At 71.5% G+C, this 23,220-nt stretch carries 23 protein-coding genes and 5 pseudogenes; 13 read left to right on the top strand and 15 right to left on the bottom strand.

Features of this window, described 5'->3' with window-relative positions:
- Genes prcA through B277_RS01225 form a run of 5 tightly spaced genes read right to left on the bottom strand, consistent with a single transcriptional unit; the run spans nt 1 to nt 3,795 of the window.
- Nucleotides 1-696, bottom strand: a complete 696-nt coding sequence (gene prcA, locus B277_RS01245) for a proteasome subunit alpha (protein ID WP_007924239.1) — start codon at nt 694-696, stop codon at nt 1-3.
- Nucleotides 693-1,517 (bottom strand): proteasome subunit beta, encoded by an 825-nt coding sequence (gene prcB / locus B277_RS01240; RefSeq protein WP_007924236.1) that lies wholly within the window; start codon nt 1,515-1,517, stop codon nt 693-695. Before prcB ends, prcA begins: the two co-directional genes overlap by 4 nt.
- Nucleotides 1,514-1,711 carry a ubiquitin-like protein Pup gene (locus tag B277_RS01235; protein ID WP_007924235.1) on the bottom strand — a complete coding sequence of 66 codons (198 nt, stop codon included), beginning with the start codon at nt 1,709-1,711 and terminating at the stop codon, nt 1,514-1,516. Before B277_RS01235 ends, prcB begins: the two co-directional genes overlap by 4 nt.
- A gap of 33 nt (nt 1,712-1,744) precedes the next feature.
- Nucleotides 1,745-3,241: a depupylase/deamidase Dop gene (gene dop / locus B277_RS01230; protein ID WP_007924233.1), complete on the bottom strand. Its 1,497-nt coding sequence runs from the start codon at nt 3,239-3,241 to the stop codon at nt 1,745-1,747.
- The gene (locus B277_RS01225; protein WP_051987793.1) at nt 3,238-3,795 is read right to left on the bottom strand and encodes a GNAT family N-acetyltransferase; all 558 of its coding nucleotides are present in this window, start codon (nt 3,793-3,795) and stop codon (nt 3,238-3,240) included. The genes dop and B277_RS01225 overlap by 4 nt, the downstream gene beginning before the upstream one ends.
- 277 nt (nt 3,796-4,072) lie before the next feature.
- Here B277_RS01225 and B277_RS01220 point away from each other — a divergent pair, with 277 nt between their 5' ends.
- The 4 genes and pseudogenes from B277_RS01220 to B277_RS17225 all read left to right on the top strand — a co-directional run bounded on the left by B277_RS01220 (nt 4,073) and on the right by B277_RS17225 (nt 6,620).
- Nucleotides 4,073-5,026 (top strand): alpha/beta hydrolase, encoded by a 954-nt coding sequence (locus B277_RS01220; protein ID WP_007924231.1) that lies wholly within the window; start codon nt 4,073-4,075, stop codon nt 5,024-5,026.
- Nucleotides 5,023-6,027, top strand: a complete 1,005-nt coding sequence (locus B277_RS01215; RefSeq protein ID WP_007924230.1) for an alpha/beta hydrolase — start codon at nt 5,023-5,025, stop codon at nt 6,025-6,027. The genes B277_RS01220 and B277_RS01215 overlap by 4 nt, the downstream gene beginning before the upstream one ends.
- Nucleotides 6,011-6,373 (top strand): annotated as a pseudogene (locus B277_RS18555) (DUF3054 domain-containing protein); the annotation flags it as partial. The gene B277_RS01215 and the pseudogene B277_RS18555, both read left to right, overlap by 17 nt.
- Before the next feature lie 85 nt (nt 6,374-6,458).
- Nucleotides 6,459-6,620, top strand: coding sequence for a hypothetical protein (locus B277_RS17225; protein ID WP_156811705.1), 162 nt, complete (start codon nt 6,459-6,461; stop codon nt 6,618-6,620).
- Between the two features lie 17 nt (nt 6,621-6,637).
- On the opposite strand, the pseudogene arc reads toward B277_RS17225, so the two are convergent.
- The 3 genes and pseudogenes from arc to B277_RS18545 all read right to left on the bottom strand — a co-directional run.
- A pseudogene (gene arc, locus B277_RS01210) lies at nt 6,638-8,297 on the bottom strand (proteasome ATPase).
- A 60-nt stretch (nt 8,298-8,357) separates the two neighbouring features.
- Nucleotides 8,358-9,377 (bottom strand): tRNA (adenine-N1)-methyltransferase, encoded by a 1,020-nt coding sequence (locus B277_RS18550; protein WP_040880507.1) that lies wholly within the window; start codon nt 9,375-9,377, stop codon nt 8,358-8,360.
- A 531-nt stretch (nt 9,378-9,908) separates the two neighbouring features.
- Nucleotides 9,909-10,406: pseudogene (locus tag B277_RS18545) on the bottom strand (site-2 protease family protein); the annotation flags it as partial.
- A gap of 239 nt (nt 10,407-10,645) precedes the next feature.
- Here B277_RS18545 and B277_RS20455 point away from each other — a divergent pair.
- The 5 genes and pseudogenes from B277_RS20455 to B277_RS01195 all read left to right on the top strand — a co-directional run.
- Nucleotides 10,646-12,181, top strand: a pseudogene (locus B277_RS20455) (homocysteine S-methyltransferase family protein); the annotation flags it as partial.
- A pseudogene (locus B277_RS20450) lies at nt 12,135-12,326 on the top strand (hypothetical protein); the annotation flags it as partial. The pseudogenes B277_RS20455 and B277_RS20450, both read left to right, overlap by 47 nt.
- A gap of 39 nt (nt 12,327-12,365) precedes the next feature.
- The gene (locus B277_RS20445; RefSeq protein WP_338009717.1) at nt 12,366-14,114 is read left to right on the top strand and encodes a vitamin B12 dependent-methionine synthase activation domain-containing protein; all 1,749 of its coding nucleotides are present in this window, start codon (nt 12,366-12,368) and stop codon (nt 14,112-14,114) included.
- Entirely contained in the window at nt 14,014-14,298 is a 285-nt protein-coding gene (locus tag B277_RS20440) for a vitamin B12 dependent-methionine synthase activation domain-containing protein (RefSeq protein ID WP_338009718.1), read from the top strand. Before B277_RS20445 ends, B277_RS20440 begins: the two co-directional genes overlap by 101 nt.
- Nucleotides 14,295-15,134, top strand: coding sequence for a RecB family exonuclease (locus B277_RS01195; protein WP_007924225.1), 840 nt, complete (start codon nt 14,295-14,297; stop codon nt 15,132-15,134). The genes B277_RS20440 and B277_RS01195 overlap by 4 nt, the downstream gene beginning before the upstream one ends.
- On the opposite strand, the gene B277_RS01190 is transcribed toward B277_RS01195, so the two are convergent.
- Nucleotides 15,131-15,829 (bottom strand): HAD family hydrolase, encoded by a 699-nt coding sequence (locus tag B277_RS01190; RefSeq protein WP_007924224.1) that lies wholly within the window; start codon nt 15,827-15,829, stop codon nt 15,131-15,133. The genes B277_RS01195 and B277_RS01190 overlap by 4 nt on opposite strands.
- A 34-nt stretch (nt 15,830-15,863) precedes the next feature.
- Between B277_RS01190 and B277_RS01185 the strand changes: the two genes are divergently transcribed.
- Complete coding sequence (locus tag B277_RS01185) at nt 15,864-16,721, top strand: PAC2 family protein (protein WP_007924223.1); 858 nt, start codon at nt 15,864-15,866, stop codon at nt 16,719-16,721.
- A 163-nt stretch (nt 16,722-16,884) separates the two neighbouring features.
- Here the strand turns inward: B277_RS01185 and mshC are convergent, their stop codons facing one another.
- Together mshC and B277_RS18525 are read right to left on the bottom strand one after the other, a co-directional pair.
- On the bottom strand, nt 16,885-18,126 hold the full coding sequence (mshC, locus tag B277_RS01180) for a cysteine--1-D-myo-inosityl 2-amino-2-deoxy-alpha-D-glucopyranoside ligase (protein ID WP_040880506.1): 1,242 nt from the start codon (nt 18,124-18,126) through the stop codon (nt 16,885-16,887).
- A gap of 23 nt (nt 18,127-18,149) precedes the next feature.
- Complete coding sequence (locus tag B277_RS18525) at nt 18,150-18,500, bottom strand: protein kinase family protein (RefSeq protein ID WP_238539336.1); 351 nt, start codon at nt 18,498-18,500, stop codon at nt 18,150-18,152.
- Between the two features lies 1 nt (nt 18,501).
- On the opposite strand from B277_RS18525, the gene B277_RS18520 reads away from it, so the two are divergent.
- A complete protein-coding gene (locus tag B277_RS18520) occupies nt 18,502-18,954 on the top strand; it encodes a hypothetical protein (protein WP_238539335.1) in 453 nt (150 codons plus the stop codon).
- On the opposite strand, the gene B277_RS01170 is transcribed toward B277_RS18520, so the two are convergent.
- On the bottom strand, nt 18,942-19,466 hold the full coding sequence (locus tag B277_RS01170) for a DUF3090 family protein (protein WP_007924220.1): 525 nt from the start codon (nt 19,464-19,466) through the stop codon (nt 18,942-18,944). The genes B277_RS18520 and B277_RS01170 overlap by 13 nt on opposite strands.
- Nucleotides 19,463-20,179, bottom strand: a complete 717-nt coding sequence (locus tag B277_RS01165; protein WP_007924219.1) for an MSMEG_4193 family putative phosphomutase — start codon at nt 20,177-20,179, stop codon at nt 19,463-19,465. Before B277_RS01165 ends, B277_RS01170 begins: the two co-directional genes overlap by 4 nt.
- A 49-nt stretch (nt 20,180-20,228) precedes the next feature.
- On the opposite strand from B277_RS01165, the gene B277_RS01160 reads away from it, so the two are divergent.
- A complete protein-coding gene (locus B277_RS01160; protein ID WP_007924218.1) occupies nt 20,229-21,233 on the top strand; it encodes a magnesium and cobalt transport protein CorA in 1,005 nt (334 codons plus the stop codon).
- A gap of 13 nt (nt 21,234-21,246) precedes the next feature.
- Here B277_RS01160 and B277_RS01155 read toward each other — a convergent pair whose 3' ends face one another.
- Nucleotides 21,247-21,555, bottom strand: a complete 309-nt coding sequence (locus B277_RS01155) for a primosomal protein (protein ID WP_306511886.1) — start codon at nt 21,553-21,555, stop codon at nt 21,247-21,249.
- A gap of 38 nt (nt 21,556-21,593) precedes the next feature.
- Here B277_RS01155 and B277_RS01150 point away from each other — a divergent pair, with 38 nt between their 5' ends.
- Entirely contained in the window at nt 21,594-21,794 is a 201-nt protein-coding gene (locus tag B277_RS01150; protein WP_202865232.1) for a DUF5703 family protein, read from the top strand.
- 48 nt (nt 21,795-21,842) lie between these two features.
- On the opposite strand, the gene B277_RS01145 is transcribed toward B277_RS01150, so the two are convergent.
- Nucleotides 21,843-23,192: a M20/M25/M40 family metallo-hydrolase gene (locus B277_RS01145; protein ID WP_007924215.1), complete on the bottom strand. Its 1,350-nt coding sequence runs from the start codon at nt 23,190-23,192 to the stop codon at nt 21,843-21,845.
- Nucleotides 23,193-23,220 lie beyond the last annotated feature (28 nt).

Raw genomic sequence — 23,220 nt, 5'->3', positions numbered from 1 at the left:
CTAACCGTCGCCGCGAAGGGAGCCACGCACCCGCTGGAAGCACCGCCGGGGACGGTGCCGCTCCAGCACTGCGGCCTCGAGGGCGTCGGTCGGCAGCAGACCGCCGGCGTCGCCCCCTTCGGCCGAGCCGGAGAGGACCTCCACAGCGAGCCGGTGGGCGTCCTCGAGGTCCATGCCCGGCCGCCACTGCTCGTCGAGCAACTCGTTGAGCCGGGCGCTGTCGCCGCCGACCGCGACCCAGCCGCGCTCGTCGGCGACGGACCCGTCGTAGGTGAGGCGGTAGATCCGGTCGTCGGCGACGGCGCGACCGACCTCGGCGACGACGATCTCGACCTCGTAGGGCTTCTGGTCCTGGGTGAAGACGGTGCCGAGCGTCTGCGCGTAGGCATTGGCCAGGGCACGGGCCGTGACGTCGGAGCGGTCGTAGGAGTAGCCCCGCAGGTCGGCGTAGCGGATGCCGGCGACCCGCAGGTTTTCGAACTCGTTGTACTTGCCGACCCCGGCGAAGGCGATGCGGTCGTGGATCTCGCTGATCTTGTTGAGCGAGCGGCTGCTCGGGTTGTCGGCGACGAGGAGGATGCCATCGTCGTAGCCGAGGACGACGACCGAGCGGCCGCGGGCGATACCGGCGCGGGCGAACTCCGCCCGGTCGGCCATGACCTGCTCCGGGGAGACGTAGAAGGGTGGCTGCGTCATGCGCGGGCACCTCCCCCGTGACGGTCGGCGAGGACCTGCGTGACGACCTGCTCGCACTCTGCCTCGTTGACGAAGGAGACCCCCGACGCGTCGACGACCCCGACGACCGGCCAGATCCGGCGGTGGAAGTCCGGGCCACCGGTCGCGGAGTCGTCGTCGGCGGCGTCGTAGAGCACCTCGACCGCGACCCGCACCGCGGCTGCCCGGTCGAGGTCCGGGTGCCAGAGCTTCTTCAGGGAGCCGCGCGCGAAGAGCGAGCCGGAGCCGACGCTGTGGTGCTCCTGCTCCTCGTAGCACCCGCCGGTGACGTCGTACGAAAAGATGCGGCCCGCCCCCAACGCGGCGTCGTACCCGCCGAGCACCGGCAGGACGGACAGGCCCTGCATGGCCAGGGCGAGGTTGCCGCGGAGCATCGCCGCCAGACGGTTGGCCTTGCCCTCGACGGACATGTTGACGCCCTCGACCTTTTCGTAGTGCTCGAGCTCTACCTGGAAGAGGCGCACCATCTCCAGGGCCACGCCCGCCGTGCCGGCGATGCCGATGAGCGAGCTGTCGTCGGCCGCGTGGATCTTGCGCATGTCACGGTTGGCGATGAGGCTGCCCATGGTCGCGCGGCGGTCGCCGGCCATGACCAGACCGCCGCTGCAGGTCAGCGCGACGATCGTCGTGCCGTGCGGCGCGTCGACGACTCCCGCCGCTCCCGTCGCCCGGCCCCCGGGCAGCAGGCCAGGGTCGACCGCGGCGACGAAGTCCGTGAAGGAGGAGCTGCCGGCCGCGAGATAGGCGGCCGGCAGTCGTCCGTCGACGGGGTCGCGGCTCACTGGCCGCCCTTCTGCACGAAGCCCTTGACGAACTCCTCGGCATTGGCCTCGAGGACACCGTCGATCTCGTCGAGCACGGAGTCGACCTCCTCGTCGCGCGCGGCGTTGGTCGCCGCGACCTGACCGAAGCCCGTGTCCGGCTCGACGTCGTCGCCGCCACCGCTCGACTGGGGACGGATCTGCTCCTGGGCCATCGTTGCTCCTTCGCTACGGGTCGTGCCCCGACCCTATGCCCCGAGGCCGGCGACGAGGGAGTCCACGTCACCGGCCGAGACGAGGGCCTCCGTGCCGTCCCGACCAAGGGCCAGCGGGTCGGGCATCGCCACGCGGACCACGCGCCCGGCCCGCGGGAGCCGCAGCACGAGGGCGTCCCAGGACGCGGAGACGACCTGCTCGCCGAAGGCCCCGACCACCCGCCCGCGCAACCACGCGCGGGTGTCGGCCGGTGGGGTCGAGACGGCCGCCTCGACCTCGGCGTCGGTCGTCAGCCGGGTGATCCGTCCCGCGGCCTCGAGCTTGTGGAAGACGCCCTTGTCCGGGCGCACGTCCGACCACTGGATGTCGATGGCGCGCAGCCGGTGGTCGTCCCACGCCAGGCCGTCGCGGTCGCGGTAGCGCTGCAGGAGAGCGAGCTTGGCGACCCAGTCGATGTCTGCGGCAGCGTCGAGCGGGTCGTGGGCCAGCAGGCCGAGCAGCCGCTCCCAGTGGTCGAGGACCTCGTCGGTCGCCGGGTCGCTGCCCTCGCGATCGACGAAGGCGCGCGCCATCTCGAGGTACTCGGCGAGGATCTGCACCGCCGTGAGGTCGCGGCCGTCGCGCATCCGCACCGTCGCGCGGCAGGTCGGGTCGTGCGAGACCACCCGCAGCGCCTCGACGGGGTGGAGCACCTCGAGGTCGCGGTCCACGGCGCCGGCCTCGATGAGCCGCAGGACGAGCGAGGTCGCGCCGACCTTGACCAGACCCGCGACGTCGGCCTGGTTGGCGTCGCCGATGATGACGTGCAGCCGGCGCCAGCGGTCGGGGTCGGCGTGCGGCTCGTCGCGGGTGTTGATGATCGGCCGCTTGAAGGTCGTCTCGAGACCGACGGTCGCCTCGAAGAAGTCGCTGCGCGAGGAGATCTGGTAGCCGGCCCGCTCGCTCTCCTGGCCGATGCCGACCCTCCCGGCACCGCAGAGCACCTGCCGGGCGACGAAGAAGGGGGTCAGCTGCGCGACGATCCGCTCGAAGGGGGTGCTCCGCTCGACGAGGTAGTTTTCGTGCGTGCCGTAGGAGGCGCCCTTGCCGTCGGTGTTGTTCTTGTAGAGGTTGATGCCCGGCTCGCGTCCGGCCAGCCGGGCGACGACCTCGCGCATGACCAGCTCGCCCGCGCGGTCCCAGACGAGCGCGTCGCGCGGCGAGGTCACCTCCGGCGAGGAGTACTCGGGGTGGGCGTGGTCCACGTAGAGGCGCGCGCCGTTGACGAGCACGACGTTGGCGAGCGTCGGGTCCTCGACGTCGGTGAGCTGGGAGGCGTCGGCGCGCGAGCGCGGCAGCTCGAAGCCGCGCGCGTCGACGAGCGGGTGCTCGTCGCTGTAGTCCCACGCCCCGTGACCGGAGCGCAGTCCGTGCGCCCGCGCATATGTCGTGACGACCTCGCCGGACGCGGTCATCGGGTTGGCCCAGGGCTGCCCGGGCACCGCGATGCCGTACTCGGTCTCGATGCCCATGACCCGCCGCACGCTCATGGGCCCACCTTAGGTGCGGTCCCTCGCGAGCAGCCCGAGACCCACGAGTCGGAGACGACCCCGTCGACGACGCAGTCCTCCCGCAGGGTGCCCTCGAGGACGAAGCCCAGCTTGTGCAGGACGCGCCCGCAGGCGATGTTGCGCGTGTCGGCCATGGCCTGGACGCGGTTGAGGTCGAGGGTGGCGTAGGCCCAGTCGAGCAGGGCCGCGCCCGCCTCGGTCGCGTGACCGTGCCCCCAGGAGGCATGCCCGAAGCACAGGGTCAGCTCCGCGCTGCGGAAGGCCGGGTCCCAGCTGCTCACCCCGCACCACCCCAGCCGCTCACCGTCCTGCGCCCTCTCGACCAGCACCCGCGCACCACTCCCGTCGGAGGCGGCGCTGCGGGACTGGTCGACGAACCTCTGGGCCCGCGACGGATCCCTCCACGGCGGCTCGTCCCAGTAGCGCAGGACGAAGGGGGCGGACATCAGCTCCCAGAGGAAGCCTGCGTCCTCATCCTCCACCGGGCGCAGCCGCAGCCGCTCGGTCACCAGGGTCGGGGTCACCAGACTCATGACGGCCATGCTCGTGCAACGGGCCCCGGGGCACCACCGACTTTCGGGGCCAGATCCCTTCGAGACGGTCGCTGGGCGACCTCCTCAGGGACCGGGGGGGCGGGTCTCCTGGGCGACCTCCTCAGGGATCGGGGGGGAGGTCTCGCTGGGCGACCTGCTCAGGAACCGGAGGAAAGCGAATTTGCCTAGGGAGATGCGCGCACCAGCCAGCCCGAGACCTCCTCAGGGATCGGACGAGGAGGCCGCATGCTGGAATGGGGCGATGAGGACGACGTGGATGCCCTGGCGGACGCGGGTGCTGGGGTGGCTGACCCGCAAGGGCGTGCCCGCCGAGGAGATGACGGCCGCCCAGCTGTCGCGGATGCGCGCCAACATCCCGATGCGGGCCCCGTACACGTGGTTCTTCGGACGCCCCGAGCGCGGCGTGACCTCGCAGACCCGGCGGATCGCGGCCCGCGACGGCCACGAGCTGAAGATCCGGGTCCACCGCCCCGAGGCCGACGGGCCGCTCCCGCTGCTCATGCACTTCCACGGCGGCGGCTTCGTCCTCGGCCACATGGGCGTCTACGACCCGCTGTGCACGCGGATCGCCGCGCAGGCACGGGTCGTCGTCGTCACGGTCGGCTACCGGATGGCTCCCGAGCACCGCGCTCCCCTGGCGGCCCACGACTGCCTCGACGCCACCCGCTGGGCGATCGAGCACGCTGCCGAGATCGGCGCGCGCACCGATGCCGTCGGGGTGACCGGCGACAGCGCCGGTGGCAACCTCGCCGCCGGCATCGCCCAGGTCCTGCGCGACGAGGGCTTCCCGGGGCTGCGGCACCAGGCCCTCGTCTACCCCGCGCCGGACCTCACCGACCGCGAGACCGACGACCTGCAGCTGCTCAACCAGCGCTACCCGGTGCTCACCCCCGACATGATGCGGTCCTTCCGCAGCCTCTACCTCGGTGAGGAGGGCGACGACCGCGACCCCGTCATCTCACCCGCTCTCGGTGACCTCACCGGTCTGCCGCCGGCGCTCGTGCAGACGGCGGAGGTCGACCCCCTTCGTCCCGACGGCGACGCCTACGCGCAGGCGCTGCGTGAGGCGGGGGTCGAGGTCCGCCACACGACCTACCGCGGCGCGCCCCACGGCTACCAGACCTTCCCCGGGCTCGCACCGGCCGCCCAGCCCGCTCTCGAAGAGCTCATCGGCGAGATCGCCCACCACCTGCACGAGGAGCACCCGTGAAGCGCCCCTACCCCGGCCTGCCCCCGCTCGTCGCGGCCCTGACGACCTTCCTCGACAACATCGGTCGGGTTTCGATCGTCGACGCCACGCTCGACGACATCCGCGCAGCCCGCGCCAGGGTCTACCCGACCACTCCCCCCTTCTCGTGGATCACCGGGCGGGTGCCCTCGGGCGTGACGATCGACGAGAGCTCCGCGCCGGCCCGCGACGGGGCGAGCATCCCCCTGCGCTGGTACACGCCGGCCGGACGAAGGGAGGACCGCCCCCTCCTCGTCTACCTCCACGGCGGCGGCTGGGTCCAGGGGTCGACCCGGATGTACGACCCGCTGTGCGGCCACCTCGCGGCCGAGCTCGACGCGGTCGTCGTGAGCGTCGACTACCGGATGGCGCCCGAGCACCGGGCGCCTACCGCCTCGTACGACGCGATCGACGTCGTGCGCTGGCTCCACGACCATGCCGACCACGGCGTCGACCGGGACCGGATCGGTCTGTGCGGCGACTCCGCCGGCGGCAACCTCTCCGCCATCGTCGCCCAGCAGCTGCGGGACCTGCGCACGAGTGCCGGCGAGCCGGTGATCCGCCACCAGGCGCTGATCTACCCTGCGACGGACCTGACGATGGCCTCGCCCTCGATCAGGGAGCACGCCGACGGGGCGATCCTCACCGAGGACAAGATCATCGCCTTCCGCACGCTCTACATCGGCGACGCGCAGGACGCGGTCGCCTACACCGACCCGATCGTCTCGCCGCTCTTCGGCGACGTCACCGGAGTCGCCCCGGCCCTGGTGCAGACCGCCGACCTCGACCCGATCCGCGACGACGGCCTGCGCTACGCCGAGGCCCTGCGCGCCGTCGGCGTCGAGGTGCGCGTCACCAACTACCTCGGGCTGCCGCACGGCTTCGCGAGCTTCCCGGGGGTGGCCCGAGCCGGCGCGCAGAGCCGCCACGAGCTCGTCACCGAGATCCGACGGCACCTCGTCGGGGGTGACGGCCGTGCGTGAGCGGGACGAGCCCCTCACCGCCCCGCGGGGCCGGACCGCCCTCGCGGCCGGCCTCGACGTGCTCGTCGTCGCCGTCTTCACGCTCATCGGGCGGCGCACCCACGAGGAGCCGCTCGACCCCGCCGGCTGGTGGGACACGGCCTGGCCCTTCCTCGGCGGGCTGGCTCTCGGCTGGCTCGTCGTCCTCCTGTCGAGCCAGACCTGGCCGACCCGCTGGTGGCACGGCCTGACGGTCTGGATCGCCACGGTCTTCGGCGGGATGGCCCTGCGCGACATGGTCGGTCAGGGCACGGCCCTGCCCTTCGTCATCGTCGCGACGATCTTCCTCGGGGTCACCCTCGTGGGCTGGCGCCTCGTCCTGTGGGCGATCGATCGGCGCCGCCCCACCCCCCGCCCCGCAGGAGCGCCCGCGCAGCCAGCGTCGCGGCCGGGTGCCCACGCAGCACACCCGCGTCGGCGACCCGCTCGACCTCGAGTCGCTCGAGGGACCGCGCGACGAGACCCGCGGGCGCGGGCTCGTCGACCCGGCCGACCGCGACCGGGTCGTCGACGAGCTCGGGATCCGCCAGCCCCGCTCGCCCGAGGACCGCTGAGGGGACCGCCCCGGCCGTCAGAGGTACTGGCCGGTGCGCGAGCCAGTGTCGATCGAGCGCCCCGGTTCCGCGCCCCCGGACTTGCCGCCGATGAGGGTGCGGATGTAGACGATCCGCTCGCCCTTCTTGCCCGAGATCCGCGCCCAGTCGTCCGGGTTGGTCGTGTTGGGCAGGTCCTCGTTTTCCTTGAACTCCGCGACGCAGGCGTCGAGCAGGTGCCCCACGCGCACACCCTCGGTGCCGGTGCCGAGGAAGTCCTTGATCGCGGACTTCTTCGCGCGGTCGACGATGTTTTGGATCATCGCGCCCGAGTTGAAGTCCTTGAAGTAGAGGATCTCCTTGTCGCCGCCCTGGTAGGTCACCTCGAGGAACTGGTTGTCGTCGGACTCCGCGTACATGTGGTCCACGGCCGCCTCGATCATCCCGTCGACCGTCGCCTGCCGGTCGCCGTCGTGCTCCTCGAGGTCCTCCGGGTGCAGCGGCAGGTCCGCGGTGAGGTACTTGGTGAAGATGTCCCGCGCGCCCTCGGCGTCGGGGCGCTCGATCTTGATCTTCACGTCGAGCCGCCCCGGCCGCAGGATCGCGGGGTCGATCATGTCCTCGCGGTTGGTCGCCCCGATGACGATGACGTTGTCCAGGCCCTCCACGCCGTCGATCTCGGCGAGCAGCTGCGGGACGATCGTCGTCTCGACGTCCGAGGAGACCCCCGAGCCGCGGGTGCGGAAGAGGCTGTCCATCTCGTCGAAGAAGACGACGACGGGGGTGCCGTCGCTCGACTTCTCCCGGGCCCGGTGGAAGATCAGGCGGATGTGCCGCTCGGTCTCGCCGACGTACTTGTTGAGCAGCTCCGGGCCCTTGATGTTGAGGAAGTAGGCCGTCGCGCTCTCCTGACCGGTGCGCTCGGCCACCTTGCGGGCCAGCGAGGCCGCGACCGCCTTGGCGATCATCGTCTTGCCGTTGCCGGGAGGACCGTAGAGCAGGACCCCCTTCGGCGCCTTGAGCTGGTGCCGCTCGTAGAGGTCGGCATGCAGGTAGGGCAGCTCGACGGCATCGCGGATCGCCTCGATCTGCTCGCTCAGCCCCCCGATGTCGTCGTAGCCGAGGTCGGGGACCTCCTCGAGGACCAGGTCGGCAACCTCCGCCCGCGGGATCCGCTCGACCGCGATGTTGCTGCGCTGGTCGACGAGGACGGCGTCACCGACCCGCACCTGCGTGCCCGTGACCCGGGCGCCGCGGCGCACGACCCGCTCCTCGTCCTGGCGCATGAGGACGAGCAGCCGATCCTCGTCGAGCACCTCCTTGACGACGACCACCTCGCCGGCGACGTCCTCCGGGTGCACCGACACGATGTTCATCGCTTCGTTGAGCCGCACCTCGCGGCCGACCCCGAGCTCCCCCCGACTCCACCGCCGGCGAGACCGCGACGTGCATCTTGCGGCCCCCGCTCAGCACGTCGGCGCTGCCGTCGTCGTGGACGTCAACGACCACCGCGTAGGACGAAGGGGGCTGGGCCAGGCGCTCGATCTCCTCACGCAGGGTGACGATCTGCTGGCGAGCATCCTTGAGGGTCCGCACGAGTCGTTCGTTCTGCGAGGCCACGCTCGCCATCTGCGACTGCTGGTGGGTGAGCTTGTCCTGCAGTGCCCGCACGTCCTGGGGGGTGGGCTCTGTCGTCATCTGTCGTGCTCCCTTCCCGCCGAGGTGACGGCGCTCTGGGTCCCAGTGTCCCCCTTCGCCTCACCGTGGGGTCGGGGGGACCACACCTCGGGCGAGCTTGCGCATCTTCTTCTCCGAGGCGACCCGCTCACCGAGGGCCTCCGACGTCCACTCGGCGTCGTCGGCGCCGGGCATCGGCTCGGGGGCCACGTCCGGCTGGCCGGACTCCTCCTGGGCCGCGTAGCCCTTGCCCGGGCGACGCTTGCGCATCGGCGGCGTCACGCCTGGGGCGAGGCGGCGGGTCGTGATGAGGAAGCCGGTGTGGCCGTGCATCCGGTGCTGCGGGCGCACGGCGAGACCCTCGAGGTGCCAGCCGCGCACGAGCGACTCCCAGGCCTCCGGCTCGGTGAAGGTGCCGAAGTCACGCATCGCCTCGGCGACCTTGCTCAGCTGGGTCGCGGTCGCGACGTAGCAGATGAGGACCCCGCCCGGAGTCAGCGCGTCGGCGACGACCTCGAGGCACTCCCACGGCGCGAGCATGTCGAGCACGACACGGTCGACGGAGCCCGGCTCGACCGCCGACGGCAGCGACTCGACGAGGTCGCCCACGGTGACGGACCACGCCGGGTGGTCCTCCCCGAAGAAGGCCTGCGCATTGGCCCTGGCGATCTCGGCGAAGTCCGCCCGCCGCTCGAAGGACAGCACCCGCCCCTCGTCGCCGACCGCGCGCAGCAGCGACATCGACAGCGCACCCGACCCCACACCGGCCTCGACGACCGTCGCCCCTGGGAAGACGTCGGCCATCTGGACGATCTGGCCCGCGTCCTTGGGGTAGACGACGGCGGCGCCGCGCGGCATCGACATGACGTAGTCGGACAGCAGCGGTCGCAGCGCGAGGTACTCGGTGCCCGCCGTGTTGGTGATCGTCGACCCGTCGGGCGCACCGATGAGGTCGTCGTGCTTGACGTGCCCGCGGTGGGTGTGGAACTGCTTGCCCGGCGTGAGCGTGATCGTGTGCAGGCGCCCCTTGGGGTCGGTCAGCTGCACGCGGTCACCTTCACGGAAGGGGCCGCGGCGGTAGGCGGATCCGGTGGCGGTCATGGTCGGCGAGTCTAGTTGCGTCCGAAGGCCGCGTTGACCCGCTCGACCCGCACGATGCCCCGCAGCGCTCCCCCCTTCGGTCACCGCGACGACCCGGCCGCGCGACTCCTGGAAGGCGGTGACGAGGTCGACCGCCTCGTGTCCGGGGACGAGCTCGACGGCCCAGCCCTCCGGCGCCGCGACGGTCACGGCGGAGACCGGGGTGCGGTCGACGGCGTCAGGGGCGATCCCGCGCAGGGCGTCGTGGTCGATGACCCCGACCGGCCGGCCCGCCTCGTCGACCACCACGGGCAGGGCACGAAGGGAGGTCAGCTCGCCCACCGGGGCGTCCCGGTGGATCGGCGCGGCCGGCTCGATCAGCGAGCGCACGTCGAGGCGGTTGATCTGCTGCAGCGCCCGGCCGTGGGCGATGGCGGAGGTCGCCCCGGTCCACAGGAAGCTCCCGACGAGCGCGGTCCACAGGACCGTCGTCAGCTGTGGTGAGCGTCCGGCCAGCAGGGGCACGCCGATGACGGCGACGACGATGACGACGACCAGACCGCGGCCCAAGACGCCGGCGACGACCCGGGCCCGCCCCTGGTCACGGGTCACCGCCCACACGCCGGCCTCGACGATCTGCCCGCCGTCGAGGGGCAGGCCCGGCAGCAGGTTGAGCACCGCGAGCGCGCCGTTGACGAAGGCGATGCCGCCGAGCACCAGTCCGGGGATGCCCGACCCGAGCACCGCCGAGGCGACGAGGCAGACGATGGCGATCACCGCATTGGTCAGCGGGCCGACCACGGCGATGGCCGCGGCCGTGGCCGGGGTCGAGCGCGCCGCCTCGAAGGCCGTGTGCCCGCCCCAGAGGTCGGCCACGACCCGGTGGACCGTGTGCCCGAAGGCGCGTGCGGTCACGGCGTGGGCCGCCTCGTGGGCGAGGACGCTCAGCAGGAGCGCGAGCGCGTAGACGACCGCGATGCCGTACCCGGTCACCGGGCCGTGCGCCTGCGCGCTGCCCGGCCCGACGATGAAGACGATGAGTCCACCCATGAGCAGCCAGGACCAGCCGAGGTACACGGGGACCGAGCCGATGGTGGCCAGACGGATGCCTCGGGGGTGCTCCTGGGGGGGTCTCGGCCATGCCCAGACCCTAGGCGAGGAGACCGAATGGTGATAATGGCGGTTGCCCATCGAGCCTTCTGCGACAGGATCACCCGGTGACCGACACCGCCCTCCGCCCCGACGCCACACCCCAGCTCGAGGAGGCGCTCCGCGAGCGCGTCCTCATCATGGACGGCGCGATGGGCACGATGATCCAGCGCCAGGGCCTGTCCGAGGAGGACTTCCGCGGGGAGCGCTTCGCCGACTGGAGCAGCGACCTCAAGGGCAACAACGACCTGCTCGTGCTCACCCAACCGGAGCTGATCACCCAGCTGCACCGGGAGTACCTCGAGGCCGGCGCGGACCTCATCGAGACCAACACCTTCAACGCGCAGCGCATCTCGATGGCCGACTACGGCATGGAGGAGCTCTCCCGGGAGATGAACGTCGCGGCCGCGCGCCTGGCCCGCGCCGCTGCGGACGAGTACACGGCCAAGGACGCGACCCGACCGCGCTGGGTCATGGGTGCGCTCGGCCCGACGAACCGCACGGCGTCCATCTCCCCCGACGTCAACGACCCCGCGAAGCGCAACATCACCTTCGACGAGCTCGTCACGGCCTACCTCGAGCAGGCGGAAGGCCTCGTCGAGGGCGGTGTCGACCTGCTCATCATCGAGACGATCTTCGACACGCTCAACGCCAAGGCCGCGATCTTCGCGCTCGAGACGCTCTTCGAGCAGCACGGTCGCCGCTGGCCGGTCATCATCTCGGGGACGATCACCGATGCCTCGGGGCGCACGCTCACGGGGCAGACGACCGAGGCCTTCTGGAACTCGGTCCGGCACGCGCAGCCACTCGCCGTCGGGCTCAACTGCGCCCTCGGTGCCGAGGAGCTGCGGCAGTACATCGTGGAGATGGGCCGGGTCGCCGACACCTTCGTCTCGGCCTACCCGAATGCCGGGCTGCCCAATGCCTTCGGCGAGTACGACCAGGACCCCGCGCACATGGCCTCCCTCGTCGCGGAGTTCGCGACGAGCGGCCTGGTCAACCTGCTCGGTGGATGCTGCGGCTCGACCCCCGAGCACATCGCCGCCATCGCGGAGGGGGCGGCCGGCGCCACCCCGCACGTGCCGGCCGAGGTCGAGCCGGCACTGCGACTGTCGGGCCTGGAGCCCTTCAACGTCACCGCCGACTCCCTCTTCGTCAACGTCGGCGAGCGGACCAACGTCACCGGATCGGCGAAGTTCCGCAAGCTCATCGAGGCCGACGACTACCCGGCCGCCCTCGCCGTCGCGGCCCAGCAGGTCGAGAGCGGCGCGCAGGTCATCGACATCAACATGGACGAGGGCATGCTCGACGGCGTCGCCGCCATGGGCACCTTCGTCAACCTCGTCAGTTCCGAGCCGGACATCTCCCGCGTCCCGCTGATGATCGACTCCTCCAAGTGGGAGGTCATCGAGACCGGCCTGCAGCGCACCCAGGGCAAGGCGATCGTCAACTCCATCTCGATGAAGGAGGGGGTCGAGCCCTTCGTCGAGCAGGCCCGGCTGTGCCGCAAGTACGGGGCCGCGGTCGTCGTCATGGGCTTCGACGAGGAGGGCCAGGCCGACAACCTCGAGCGTCGCAAGGAGATCGCCCAGCGGGCCTACACGATCCTCACCGAGGAGGTCGGCTTCCCTGCCGAGGACATCGTCTTCGACCCCAACATCTTCGCTCTGGCCACGGGCATCGAGGAGCACGCCGCCTACGGCACCGACTTCATCGAGGCCACCCGGTGGATCAAGGACAACCTGCCGGGGGGCGCTCGTCTCCGGCGGCGTCTCCAACGTCTCCTTCAGCTTCCGCGGCAACAACCCCGTCCGCGAGGCGATCCACGCCGTCTTCCTGTACCACTCGATCAACGCCGGCATGGATATGGGCATCGTCAACGCCGGCGCCCTCGTCCCCTACGACACGCTCGATCCGCAGCTGCGCGAGCGGATCGAGGACGTCGTGCTCAACCGGCGTCCCGACTCCACGGAGCGACTGCTCGAGATCGCCGAGCAGCACCGTGGCACCGGCGCCGTCGAGGAGACCGCGACCCAGGAGTGGCGCGAGCTGCCCCTGCGTGAGCGGATCACCCACTCCCTCGTCAAGGGCATCGACACCTGGGTCGTCGAGGACACCGAGGCCCTGCGCCTCGAGATCGACGCCGCCGGCGGTGCGCCGCTCGAGGTCATCGAGGGCCCCCTCATGGACGGCATGGGCGTCGTCGGCGACCTCTTCGGCGAGGGCAAGATGTTTCTCCCGCAGGTCGTGAAGTCGGCCCGCGTGATGAAGAAGGCCGTCGCCCACCTCATCCCCTTCATCGAGGCGGCGAAGAAGCCGGGCGACGAGAGCCGGTCCAAGGGCCTGATCGTCATGGCGACGGTCAAGGGCGACGTCCACGACATCGGCAAGAACATCGTCGGCGTCGTGCTGCAGTGCAACAACTACGAGGTCATAGACCTCGGGGTCATGGTGCCGACGCAAAAGATCCTCGACACGGCCAAGGAGCACGGGGCCGACGTCATCGGACTGTCCGGGCTGATCACCCCTTCGCTCGACGAGATGGTCGGGGTGGCCTCCGAGATGCAGCGTCAGGGCTTCGACATCCCGCTGCTCCTCGGTGGTGCGACGACCTCCCGGGCCCACACCGCGGTCAAGGTGGACCAGCAGTACGACGGGCCCGTCGTCTGGGTCAAGGACGCCTCGCGGTCGGTGCCCGTCGTCAGCCAGCTGCTCAGCGACACGGGGCGGACCAAGCTGCTCGACGAGATCGCTGCCGACTACGAGTCGTTGCGTCAGCGGCACGCGGCCAAGACCAATGATCGGCCGATGCTGAGCTACGACGAGGCCCGTGACGCGCGGACCCCGATCGACTGGAGCGTCGAGCACCCGCACCTCACCGGGGTCACGCCGACGCGGATGGTCTTTGCCGACTACGACCTCGCCGAGCTGCGCGAGTACTTCGACTGGCAGCCCTTCTTCAACGCGTGGGAGCTCAAGGGGTCCTTCCCCGACATCCTCAACAACCCGGCGACGGGCAAGGTGGCACGCAAGCTCTACGACGAGGCTCAGACGATGCTCGACCGCATCATCGAGGAGCGGTGGCTGACGGCGAAGGGGGTCATCGGCCTCTTCCCCGCCAATGCCGTCGGCGACGACATCGAGATCTACACCGACGAGTCGCGCACCGAGGTCGCCCACACGCTCCACATGCTGCGCCAGCAGGGCAAGCACCGGCCCGGGGTGCCCAACCGGAGCCTCGCGGACTTCGTCGCGCCACGGGAGACGGGGGTGGCCGACTGGATCGGCGCTTTCGCGGTCACCGGTGGCCTCGGCGTCGCGGAGCGGATCGCGCAGTTCAAGGCGGACAACGACGACTACAACGCGATCCTCCTCGAGGCGCTCGCCGACCGCTTCGCCGAGGCCTTCGCCGAGCGGCTGCACGAGCGGGTGCGCACGGAGTTCTGGGGGCTACGCACCGCAGGAGTCCCTGGACAACACCGAGCTCATCAAGGAGGCCTACTCCGGCATCCGTCCGGCCCCGGGCTACCCCGCCTGCCCCGACCACACCGAGAAGCAGACCCTGTGGTCGCTGCTCGACGTCGACGAGATCGGCATCGAGCTCACTGAGGGGATGGCGATGTGGCCGGGAGCCGCGGTCTCGGGGTGGTACTTCGGGCACCCGGAGAGCCAGTACTTCGTCGTCGGACGCCTCGGTCGCGACCAGGTGGAGGACTACGCCGCGCGCAAGGGCTGGACGATGCGTGAGGCCGAGCGCTGGCTCGGCCCCAACCTCGGCTACTCCCCCGAGTGAGGGCCGCGCTCTCCCCCTCGCGGGCCGCCGACTTCAAGCAGTGCCCGCTGAAGTTTCGCCTGCGGACGATCGACCGCCTCGACGAAGTCCCGTCCCCGGTGGCGGCCCGCGGGACCCTCGTCCACGCGGTCCTCGAGGAGGTCTTCGACCTGCCGGCGGCCGAGCGCACGCCGCAGGCAGCCCGCGCCCTCGTGCCGGGGTGCTGGGCGGCGCTCGTCGCCGAGCGCCCCGAGCTGGCCGACCTGATCGCCGACGACCCGTCACTCTCCGAGGAGTCGTGGTTCGCTGCCGCCGAGCGCCTCGTCGACCGGTGGTTCACCCTCGAGGACCCGTCGAGGCTCGAGCCCTCTCAACGTGAGGTACAGGTCGAGACCCAGCTCGACGGACTGCTGCTGCGCGGCATCATCGACCGGGTCGACATCGCGCCCACGGGTCAGGTCCGCATCGTCGACTACAAGACGGGCCGCACCCCGGCCGCGGGCTTCGAGGGCAAGGCGCTCTTCCAGATGAAGTTCTACGGCCTCGTCATGTGGCGACGGACCGGGCGGGTCCCCGACCTGCTGCAGCTCGTCTACCTCAAGGACGGCACGATCGTGCGCTACGAGCCGGACGAGGCGGACCTGCTGGCGCTCGAGCGCAACGTCCGCGCCGTCTGGACCGCCATCGAGCAGGCCGTCGCCACGCGCGACTTCCGGCCGAGCCCGTCGAAGCTGTGCGGCTGGTGCGACTTCAAGCCGCTGTGCCCCGCCTTCGGCGGCACGCCGCCGGCCCTGCCGGAGACGATCGAGATCGTCACCCCGGAGGCCGAGCCGCCCCCTTCGCCTGCCGGGTCCTAAGGCCGCGCGACCGCGCCCAGCGCGAGCGGCATGAGGTCGAAGGGGGTGACCCCGGTGAGCGTCGGGATCCGCACCGAGCCCGCGATGTCGGGCACCTCGACCACGTGAGGGACCGCGAGGGTCGGCACGCCGGCCGCAGCGGCCGACCGGACGCCCGTCGGCGAGTCCTCGATGGCGACGCAGGTCGCCGGCTCCACCCCCAGTCGCTCGGCCGCGGTCTCGTAGGGCTCCGGGTGCGGCTTGCCGTGGGTCACCTGGTCGCCGGAGACGACCAGGCCGAAGGAGCCGGGCTCCGTGGCGTCGACGACCGCACCGGCGAGATCGGCCCACGACATCGTCACCAGCGCCTGCGGGATGTCGAGCTCGCGACAGGCCGCGAGCAGCTCGCGGGCCCCGGGGCGCCACGGCACCTCGTCGGCGATCTGCTCGATCACCCGGGACTGCAGCCGGTGCACGACCTGCTCCGCGGGCAGGTCGACGGGCGAGTTGTCGATGATGAACTGCGCCGAGACCAGGAGCGGGTTGCCGACGAGCTGGAGCGCCAGCTCGTGGGTCCAGGTGCCGCCGAACTCCTCGACGAGCTCGTGCTCCGCGATGATCCAGTAGGGCTCGGTGTCGACGAGGGTCCCGTCCATGTCCCACAGGACCGCGGCGGGCAGGTCGCGGACGTCGGACCGCGTGGTGTCGGTGCTCACGAGGCCCCACCGTACGCGTCGTAGGCTGGTCGACGTGATCCAGATCGAGGAGCTACCCGAACTGCACGACCCGGTGATGATCTGCGCCTTCGAAGGATGGAACGACGCGGGTGAGGCCGCCTCCCGCCTCGTCGGGCACCTCGCCTCGCTGTGGGACGCCGAGATCGTCGCCGCGATCGACCCGGAGGACTACTACGACTTCCAGGTCAACCGCCCGCGGGTGACCAACCAGGGGCAGGGCCGGGGCATCCACTGGGACACCACGCGCATCATGCTGGCCTCCCCGGACAGCCTCGGTCGCGACGTCATCCTCGTCGTCGGCACCGAGCCCTCCTTCCGGTGGCGGGCCTACACCACCGAGATCCTCGACCTGGCGGCCTCGCACGGGGTGCGCACGGTCATCACCCTCGGCGCACTGCTCTCGGACGTGCCGCACTCCCGCCCGATCCCGGTGTCGTGCACGAGCGACGACGAGGCGACGGCCTACCGCTTCGACCTGGAGCCCGCCCGCTACGAAGGCCCCACCGGCATCACCGGTGTCGTCGCCGACGGCGCCCGTCAGGCCGAGATGGCCTCGATCGCCGTGTGGGCCGAGATCCCCCACTACGCCGCGCAGGTGCCCTGCCCCAAGGCGACCCTCGCGATGCTCGTGCGGCTCGAGGACCTGCTCGACACCGTCATCGACCACGACGACCTCGAGGACGAGGCCCAGGCCTGGGAGCGGGGCGTCGACGAGCTGGCCCGCACCGACGAGGACGTCGCCGACTACGTCTCCGCCCTGGAGAGCGCCCAGGACACGACCGAGCTGCCCGAGGCCAGCGGCGATGCGATCGCCAAGGAGTTCGAGCGGTACCTTCGCCGCCGGGGCGACGGCGCCCCCGGCAAGGGCTGACCCGGCGCTCCTCCCCCTTCCGCCCGCCCCCCACCCGCCGCATTTCCCTAGGGAGATGCGGACTACAGCCCCATCCAGACGCATTTCCCTAGGCAAATCCCAGCTCAGGGCGACATTTCCCTGGGGGAAATGCGGACCCCAGTCCCTCGGCGGGGAGGTGGGTTCAGAGGCGGATGCCGAGCAGCGCGTCGATCGCTCGGGCCAGCTCGCCGGGTGCCGAGCGGATCTGCCCACCCTGCCCGAGCGACTGCTCCACCCAGGCGTCGACCGCGGCCAGGGCCTGCGGCGTGTCGAGGTCGTCGGCGATGGCGGCACGCACGGCGGCGACGGTGGCGGTCGCGTCGGGCCCGCCGTCGGTGGACAGGCCGGCCCGCCACCGCTCGAGGCGAGCCCTCGCCTCGTCGAGGTCGGCGTCCGTCCACTCCCACTCGCTGCGGTAGTGGTGCGCGAGGAGCACGAGTCGGATGGCCATTGGGTCGACGCCTTCGCCGCGCAGGGTCGACACGCGCACGAGATTGCCCTTGGACTTGCTCATCTTCTCGCCGTCGTAGGCGACCATCGCCTGGTGCGTCGTGTGAGAGGCAAAGGGTCGCTCCCCCGTGAGCGCCTCTGCCTGCACGATCGACATCTCGTGGTGCGGGAAGACGAGGTCGGTGCCGCCGCCCTGCACGTCGACGTGGTCGCCGAGGTGCGCCATGGCGATCGCCGTGCACTCGATGTGCCAGCCGGGGCGGCCAGGGCCGAGATCGCCTGCGTCCCAAGCCGGCTCGCCCGCGCGCTCACCCCGCCAGAGCATCGGGTCGAGGGGGTCACGCTTGCCGGCACGCTGCGGGTCGCCGCCGCGCTCGGCCGAGTAGCCGAGCATCGTCTCGCGGTCGAGATGGCTCAGCTCGCCGAGCCCGCCGGCCGCACCCAGGTCGAGGTAGATGTCGCGGACCCCGTCCTCGACGACCTCGTAGGTCACACCTCGGGCGACGAGCTGCTGCACAGCCGCGATGATCTGCGGCATCGACTCCATGACGCCCATGAAGTGCTCCGGCGGGATGACCCCGAGCGCCGTCATGTCCTCGAGAAAGAGCGCGATCTGGTCCTGCCCGAGGTCGCGCCAGTCGACCCCGTCACGGGCGGCCCGCTCGAAGAGCGGGTCGTCGACGTCGGTGACGTTTTGCACGTACGTGACCTGACGGCCGCCGTCACGCAGCGCCCGGTTGACCAGGTCGAAGGTCACGTAGGTCGCGGCGTGCCCCATGTGCGTCGTGTCGTAGGGGGTGACGCCGCAGACGTAGAGCCGAGCGGGGTCCGTCGGCTCCACCGGTGCCACCTCGTCGCGGGCCACGTCGTGCAGGCGAAGGGAGATCGGCTCTCCGGGGACGACGGGTAGGTGGGGGGACGGCCAGGCTCTCACGCGCACAGCCTACGAGGTGCGGCTCACAGTGGTGGCCACGGGATCGAAGGCCACTCCCCCGACGGCTCTGGATGACGCCCTTCGCCCAGCAGGTCGGCGACCCGCTCGGCGAGGGCCGCCAGCTCGACGGGGGTGATGAGCACGGTCAGCTCGGCCCGTACCTCGGCCCGGTCCAACGCCGCGTCGAGGCGGGAGAGCCGCTCCAGGTCAGCCGGCTGGATCGGGTCACCCGCCCACCCCCACAGGACCGTGCGCAGCTTGGGCTCGGCGTGCAGGCCGACGCCGTGGTCGATGCCCCAGAGGCGACCGTCGTGCTCGAGGATGTGCCCACCCTTGCGGTCGGAGTTGTTGAGCACCGCGTCGAGGACAGCCATCGTGCGCAGGCGCGGGTCGTCCGGGTGGGAGACGAGCAGGGGCGCCCCCCTCGGCGTCCTCGCCCTCGAGCACGACGATGTTGCCGTCGGGCACGGCATCGGGTGGCGTCACGGCCACCGGGGTCGGGCAGAGGCTGGTCGCGTCGCCGACCCACCGCTGCACCGCTCCGGGGCCGGCCGGTCCGTCGCGCCACACGGTCTCGGGCACGAGGTCGAAGCCACCGAGCCGGTCGACGACCGAGGCGGCCACCTCGCGGGCCGCGAGCGTCCCGTCGGGGAAGTCCCACAGCGGCCGCTCGCCGTCGACGGGCTTGTAGGCGACGAGCAGCGGCTCGTGGCCGGCGGCGCGGACCTCGGCGACGAGCACGACATTGCTCGCGAGAGGGTGCCGGCCGAGGACCGCGAGCTCACCGTCGACGAGCGAAGGGGGACCTGCCACCGTCAGCGCTTGTAGCCGTTGGCTCGGGGGCAGATGTGCCCGTCCTCGTCGACCGGGCCACCGCAGAAGGGGCAGGCCGGACGGCCGGCGCGCACGACGGTCTCGCACCGCTGGGCGAAGGCCCGCGCCTGCGCCGGGGGCAACGAGACGCGCAGGCTGTTGAGCTGCACCATGATGTCCTCCTCGACCTCGTCCGGGTCGTGGTCATGGGCCTCGATGACGACGACCTGCCGCTCGTCGTCCCACGAGAGGGCGAGGGCACTGACCCGGAAGTCCTCGTAGATCGGGGTGTCGAGCGGTGCGTTGTCCGCCGCTTCCACGGCGGCCGCGACGGTCGCTGCGGCCCCGCCCACCTGGTCGAGCAGCTCGCCGATGCGCTCGGCGAGGATCTGAGCGTGCAGCTTTTCGAGGGAGACCTGCACCCGCCGGGACCCGTCGTTGGCCTGGAGGAAGAAGGTGCGTTGTCCGGGCGGTCCCACCGTCCCGAGGACGAAGCGCTCCGGCGGATCGAACTCGACGAGGCTCATGGCGTCGACCCTAGTCCTGCTCCGCCACCGACGGGCGCGTCCCCTGCTGGCGGGGTGTCCCCCTTCGGCCGGGGTGGGGTGAGGGCCGACCGGCCGGTGTCGTTGCTGCGCAGCAGCATGGGGCGGGTCGCGGTGTAGTGGACGACGGAGACCGACGCCGGGTCGACGTGCAGGCGCTGGAAGTCGTCGAGCGCCGTGGCCGTCGCGTCCGCGAGCACGGACTTGATGACGTCCCCGTGGCTCACGGCGGCCCACACGGCGTGCTCGCCGTGCTCGGCCGTGACGGCGGCATCGATCTCCCGGACCGCCGCGACGGCGCGGTCGGCCATCGACCGGATCGACTCCCCCGGGTGCTCCAGCCCGTCGGGGAAGGTGGCCAGGCTCGGCTGGTCCTGCACGACCCGCCACAGCGGCTCGCCCGCGAGCTCGGACAGGGGGCGACCGGTCCAGGCGCCGTAGTGGCACTCACCGAGCCCCTCGTGGACCTGGGCGGTGAGCCCGTGGGCCTCGAGCAGGGGCTGTGCGGTCTCCCGGCACCGCTGCAGCGGACTCGTCGCCACGTGGACGAAGGGGGTGCCCTCCAGCCGCGTCACGAGCGCGGCGGCCTGCTCCCGCCCGGTGTCGTCGAGGGCCACGCCGGGGGTCCACCCGGCGAGCACACCCGCGGTGTTGGCCGTGGACCGGCCGTGCCTGATGAGGATGCAGTACGCCACGCGCCTCACCCTAGGCGCAGGGCGGCGCCGCACCTGCAACGATGCGGGGGTGATCGTCGACCAGGCCCGGTACCACGACGGACGACGCCTGCCCTGTGGGGACATCAGCGAGACCCTGGACGACATCCGGGCCAGTGGCAGCTCGGACTTCCTGTGGATCGGGATGCGCGACCCATCGGACGAGACCTTCGAGCGGGTGTCCGAGGAGCTCGGGCTGCACCCCTTGGCCATCGAGGACTCCGTCACGGGCGACCAGCGACCCAAGATCGAGCGGTACGGCGACGGGCACTTCGTCGTCCTGCGGCCGCTGCGCTACGTCGAGGCGAGCTCGGACGTCGAGTCGGGCGAGATCATGGTCTTCATCGGCGCCGACCACATCGTCACGATCCGCAAGGGAGAGGCGAGTCCGCTGGCGGGCCTGCGCAGCCGGCTCGAGGCCGACGGCCACGATGCCCTGCGGCACGGGCCGTGGGGGGTCTTCCACGCGATCATCGACTTCGTCGTCGACCAGTACCTCGAGATCGAGGACGAGATCCAGCAGGACCTCGACGACATCGAGGCCGGGGTCTTTTCCCCCGACGGGTCGGTGTCGACCGCCGAGATCTACGCGCTCAAGCGCGAGGTCCTCGAGTTCAAGCGGGCCGCTCTGCCGCTGGCCCGACCACTGGCGCTGCTCGTCGGCACGGGGACGCCGGTGCCGACCGAGGAGCTGCGCCTGCGCTTCCGCGACGTCAACGACCACCTGTCGCTCGTCAACGACAACACCGAGTCCCAGGACCGGCTGCTGTCAGACGTGCTGAGCGCGCACCTGGCCCAGGTCGGCGTGCAGCAGAACCAGGACATGCGCAAGATCTCGGCCTGGGCCGCGATGCTCGCGCTCCCGACGATGATCGCCGGGATCTACGGGATGAACTTCGAGGGCATGCCGGAGCTGTCGGCCAGCGTGAGCGTCGGGGGTCACGAGATCCACTACGGCTACCCGCTGGCGCTGCTCGTCATGGTGCTGGCCTGCGTCGTGCTCCACCGGCTCTTCCGGCGCTCCGGCTGGCTGTGAGTCGGAGGCCGACTCAGCGCCGGGCGTCGTCCGCGTCGTAGTCCTCGTCGTCGAGGCCGGAGTAGGACTGCTCGTCCTCGTCGTCGTCGTAGTCGTCGGACTCGTCGTCATCGACCATGAACTGCTCGTCGACGACGACGAGAGGCGTCATCTCGCCGGTGGCGTCGTGCAGGGCGTCGTCGTAGGCCTCGAAGGCGTCGGCGAGATCCTCGTAGGCCGCCACGACGGTGGGGTCGTCCTCACCACGGCGCTGTGCCGAGGCCTCGAGGTGACGTTCGAAGGCGGCGATCAGCTGGTTCAGGGCGGGGCGCGGGTCGCTCATGGGCATGACGCTACCGCCCGTGGGCCACAATGGCACCGATGCCCGAGTACGAGTTCCGCACCATCCAGTTCCCGCGCGGCGCAGGCCGCGCCGCGATCCGCCAGGAGCTGGCCGACCACGCCGAGTACGGCCGCTGGGAGCTGCACCGCACCGTCGTGTACATCAGTGGTCGGCAGAAGGCCTGGTTGCGTCGCAAGATCATCCGCGTACCGCGCCCGCCGGCGCTGCCCTCACGTTGAGCGCACCGGCGCTGCGCTGACGCCGAGCGTCGCCGCCACGTCGGACCGTCAGCAGTCGCCGACGAGCCGCCACAGGACCTTGGCGCCGAACTCGAGCGACTCCAGCGGGACCCGCTCGTCGATGCCGTGGAACATCGGCGCGAAGTCGAGGTCGGCCGGCAGCCGCAGCGGCGCGAAGCCGTACCCGACGATGCCCATCGTCGACAGCGCCTTGTTGTCCGTCCCCCCGGAGAGGCAGTAGGGCAGGATCGACGCCTCGGGGTCCTCGGCGAGCAGCGCCCCACGCATCCGCTCGACGAGGTCGCCGGCGAAGGGCGAGTCCAGCGAGATGTCCTTGTGGTCGACGACGACCTCGACGTGCTCGCCGGCGAGGTCGCGGATCGTGGCCATGAGGTCCTCCTCGTGGCCGGGGAGGAAGCGGCAGTCCAGCGATGCCGTGGCGCTCTGCGGGACGACGTTGTGCTTGTACCCCGCGTCGAGCATCGTGACGTTGGCGGTGTCCTGCAGGGCTCCCCGGACGAAGCCTGCGGCTGGGCCGATCCGCTCGAGCAGCTCCTCGGCGTCCTCGTCGCTGTAGCCGACGCCGGTGATCTCGGACAGGCCGTCGAGCAGCCCCCGGACGCTGGCGATGAACTCGCGGGGCCACTTGTGCGCGTCGATCCGGGCGATGGCCTCGGCGAGGTGGACGATCGGGTTGTCGGAGGTCGGGACCGACCCGTGGCCGGCCGTGCCGCGGGCCACGAGCTTGAGCCAGGCGATGCCCTTCTCCGCGGTCTGGAGCAGGTAGGCGCGGTGGGGCTCCCCCTGCGCGTCCTCGACGGTGACGCTATACCCGCCGACCTCGCTGATCGCCTCCGTGACCCCCTCGAAGACCTCCGGGTGCTCGCGGACCATGAACTGGCTGCCGAGGACCCCGCCGGCCTCTTCGTCGGCGAAGAAGACGAAGAGCAGGTCACGCGGCGGCACCGTCCCGGTGCGGGCGAGGTGGCGGACGCAGGCGAGCATCATCGCGACCATGTCCTTCATGTCGACGGCGCCGCGTCCCCACAGGCAGCCGTCGCGTTCCTCCCCGGCGAAGGGAGGGACGCTCCAGTCCTCGGCATGGGCCGGCACGACGTCGAGGTGGCCGTGGATGCACAGCGCCCCGCGGTCGCGGTCGGCGCCGGCGATGCGCACGGCGACGGTCGTGCGGCCCGGGTCGGACTCGAAGACCTGCGGGTCCAGCCCCACCTCACGCAGCTGGGCGACGACGTAGTCCGCGGCCTCGCGCTCCCCCGGCCCGTCCTGGCCGGGGCCGTAGTTGCTCGTGTCGATGCGCAGCAGGTCGCGGCAGATGCGGACGACCTCGTGCTCGGGCGCGGTGGGGGCACCACCCGCGTGCGGGGGAATCTCGCTCATGCGGGCAGGCTACGCGGTACCCGGCGGA

The sequence above is a fragment of the Janibacter hoylei PVAS-1 genome (assembly GCF_000297495.1).
GTDB classification, from domain to species: Bacteria; Actinomycetota; Actinomycetes; order Actinomycetales; family Dermatophilaceae; genus Janibacter; species Janibacter hoylei.
The sequence above is the reverse complement of the archived record's forward strand: the minus strand, read 5'-3'. Positions and strand labels throughout refer to the sequence as shown.

Bases quoted from the DNA above. Each gene is read 5' to 3' on its own strand.
- B277_RS01235 (WP_007924235.1), bottom strand. From the start codon at position 1,711: ATGGCCCAGGAGCAGATCCGTCCCCAGTCGAGCGGTGGCGGCGACGAC.
- B277_RS01155 (WP_306511886.1), bottom strand. From the start codon at position 21,555: ATGAGCGACCCGCGCCCCGCCCTGAACCAGCTGATCGCCGCCTTCGAA.
- dop (WP_007924233.1), bottom strand. From the start codon at position 3,241: ATGAGCGTGCGGCGGGTCATGGGCATCGAGACCGAGTACGGCATCGCG.
- prcA (WP_007924239.1), bottom strand. From the start codon at position 696: ATGACGCAGCCACCCTTCTACGTCTCCCCGGAGCAGGTCATGGCCGAC.
- B277_RS20445 (WP_338009717.1), top strand. From the start codon at position 12,366: ATGGATATGGGCATCGTCAACGCCGGCGCCCTCGTCCCCTACGACACG.
- B277_RS01150 (WP_202865232.1), top strand. From the start codon at position 21,594: ATGCCCGAGTACGAGTTCCGCACCATCCAGTTCCCGCGCGGCGCAGGC.
- B277_RS18525 (WP_238539336.1), bottom strand. From the start codon at position 18,500: ATGGCTGTCCTCGACGCGGTGCTCAACAACTCCGACCGCAAGGGTGGG.
- B277_RS18550 (WP_040880507.1), bottom strand. From the start codon at position 9,377: ATGACCGCCACCGGATCCGCCTACCGCCGCGGCCCCTTCCGTGAAGGT.
- B277_RS01220 (WP_007924231.1), top strand. From the start codon at position 4,073: ATGCCCTGGCGGACGCGGGTGCTGGGGTGGCTGACCCGCAAGGGCGTG.
- B277_RS01225 (WP_051987793.1), bottom strand. From the start codon at position 3,795: ATGAGTCTGGTGACCCCGACCCTGGTGACCGAGCGGCTGCGGCTGCGC.
- B277_RS01145 (WP_007924215.1), bottom strand. From the start codon at position 23,192: ATGAGCGAGATTCCCCCGCACGCGGGTGGTGCCCCCACCGCGCCCGAG.
- B277_RS01170 (WP_007924220.1), bottom strand. From the start codon at position 19,466: ATGAGCCTCGTCGAGTTCGATCCGCCGGAGCGCTTCGTCCTCGGGACG.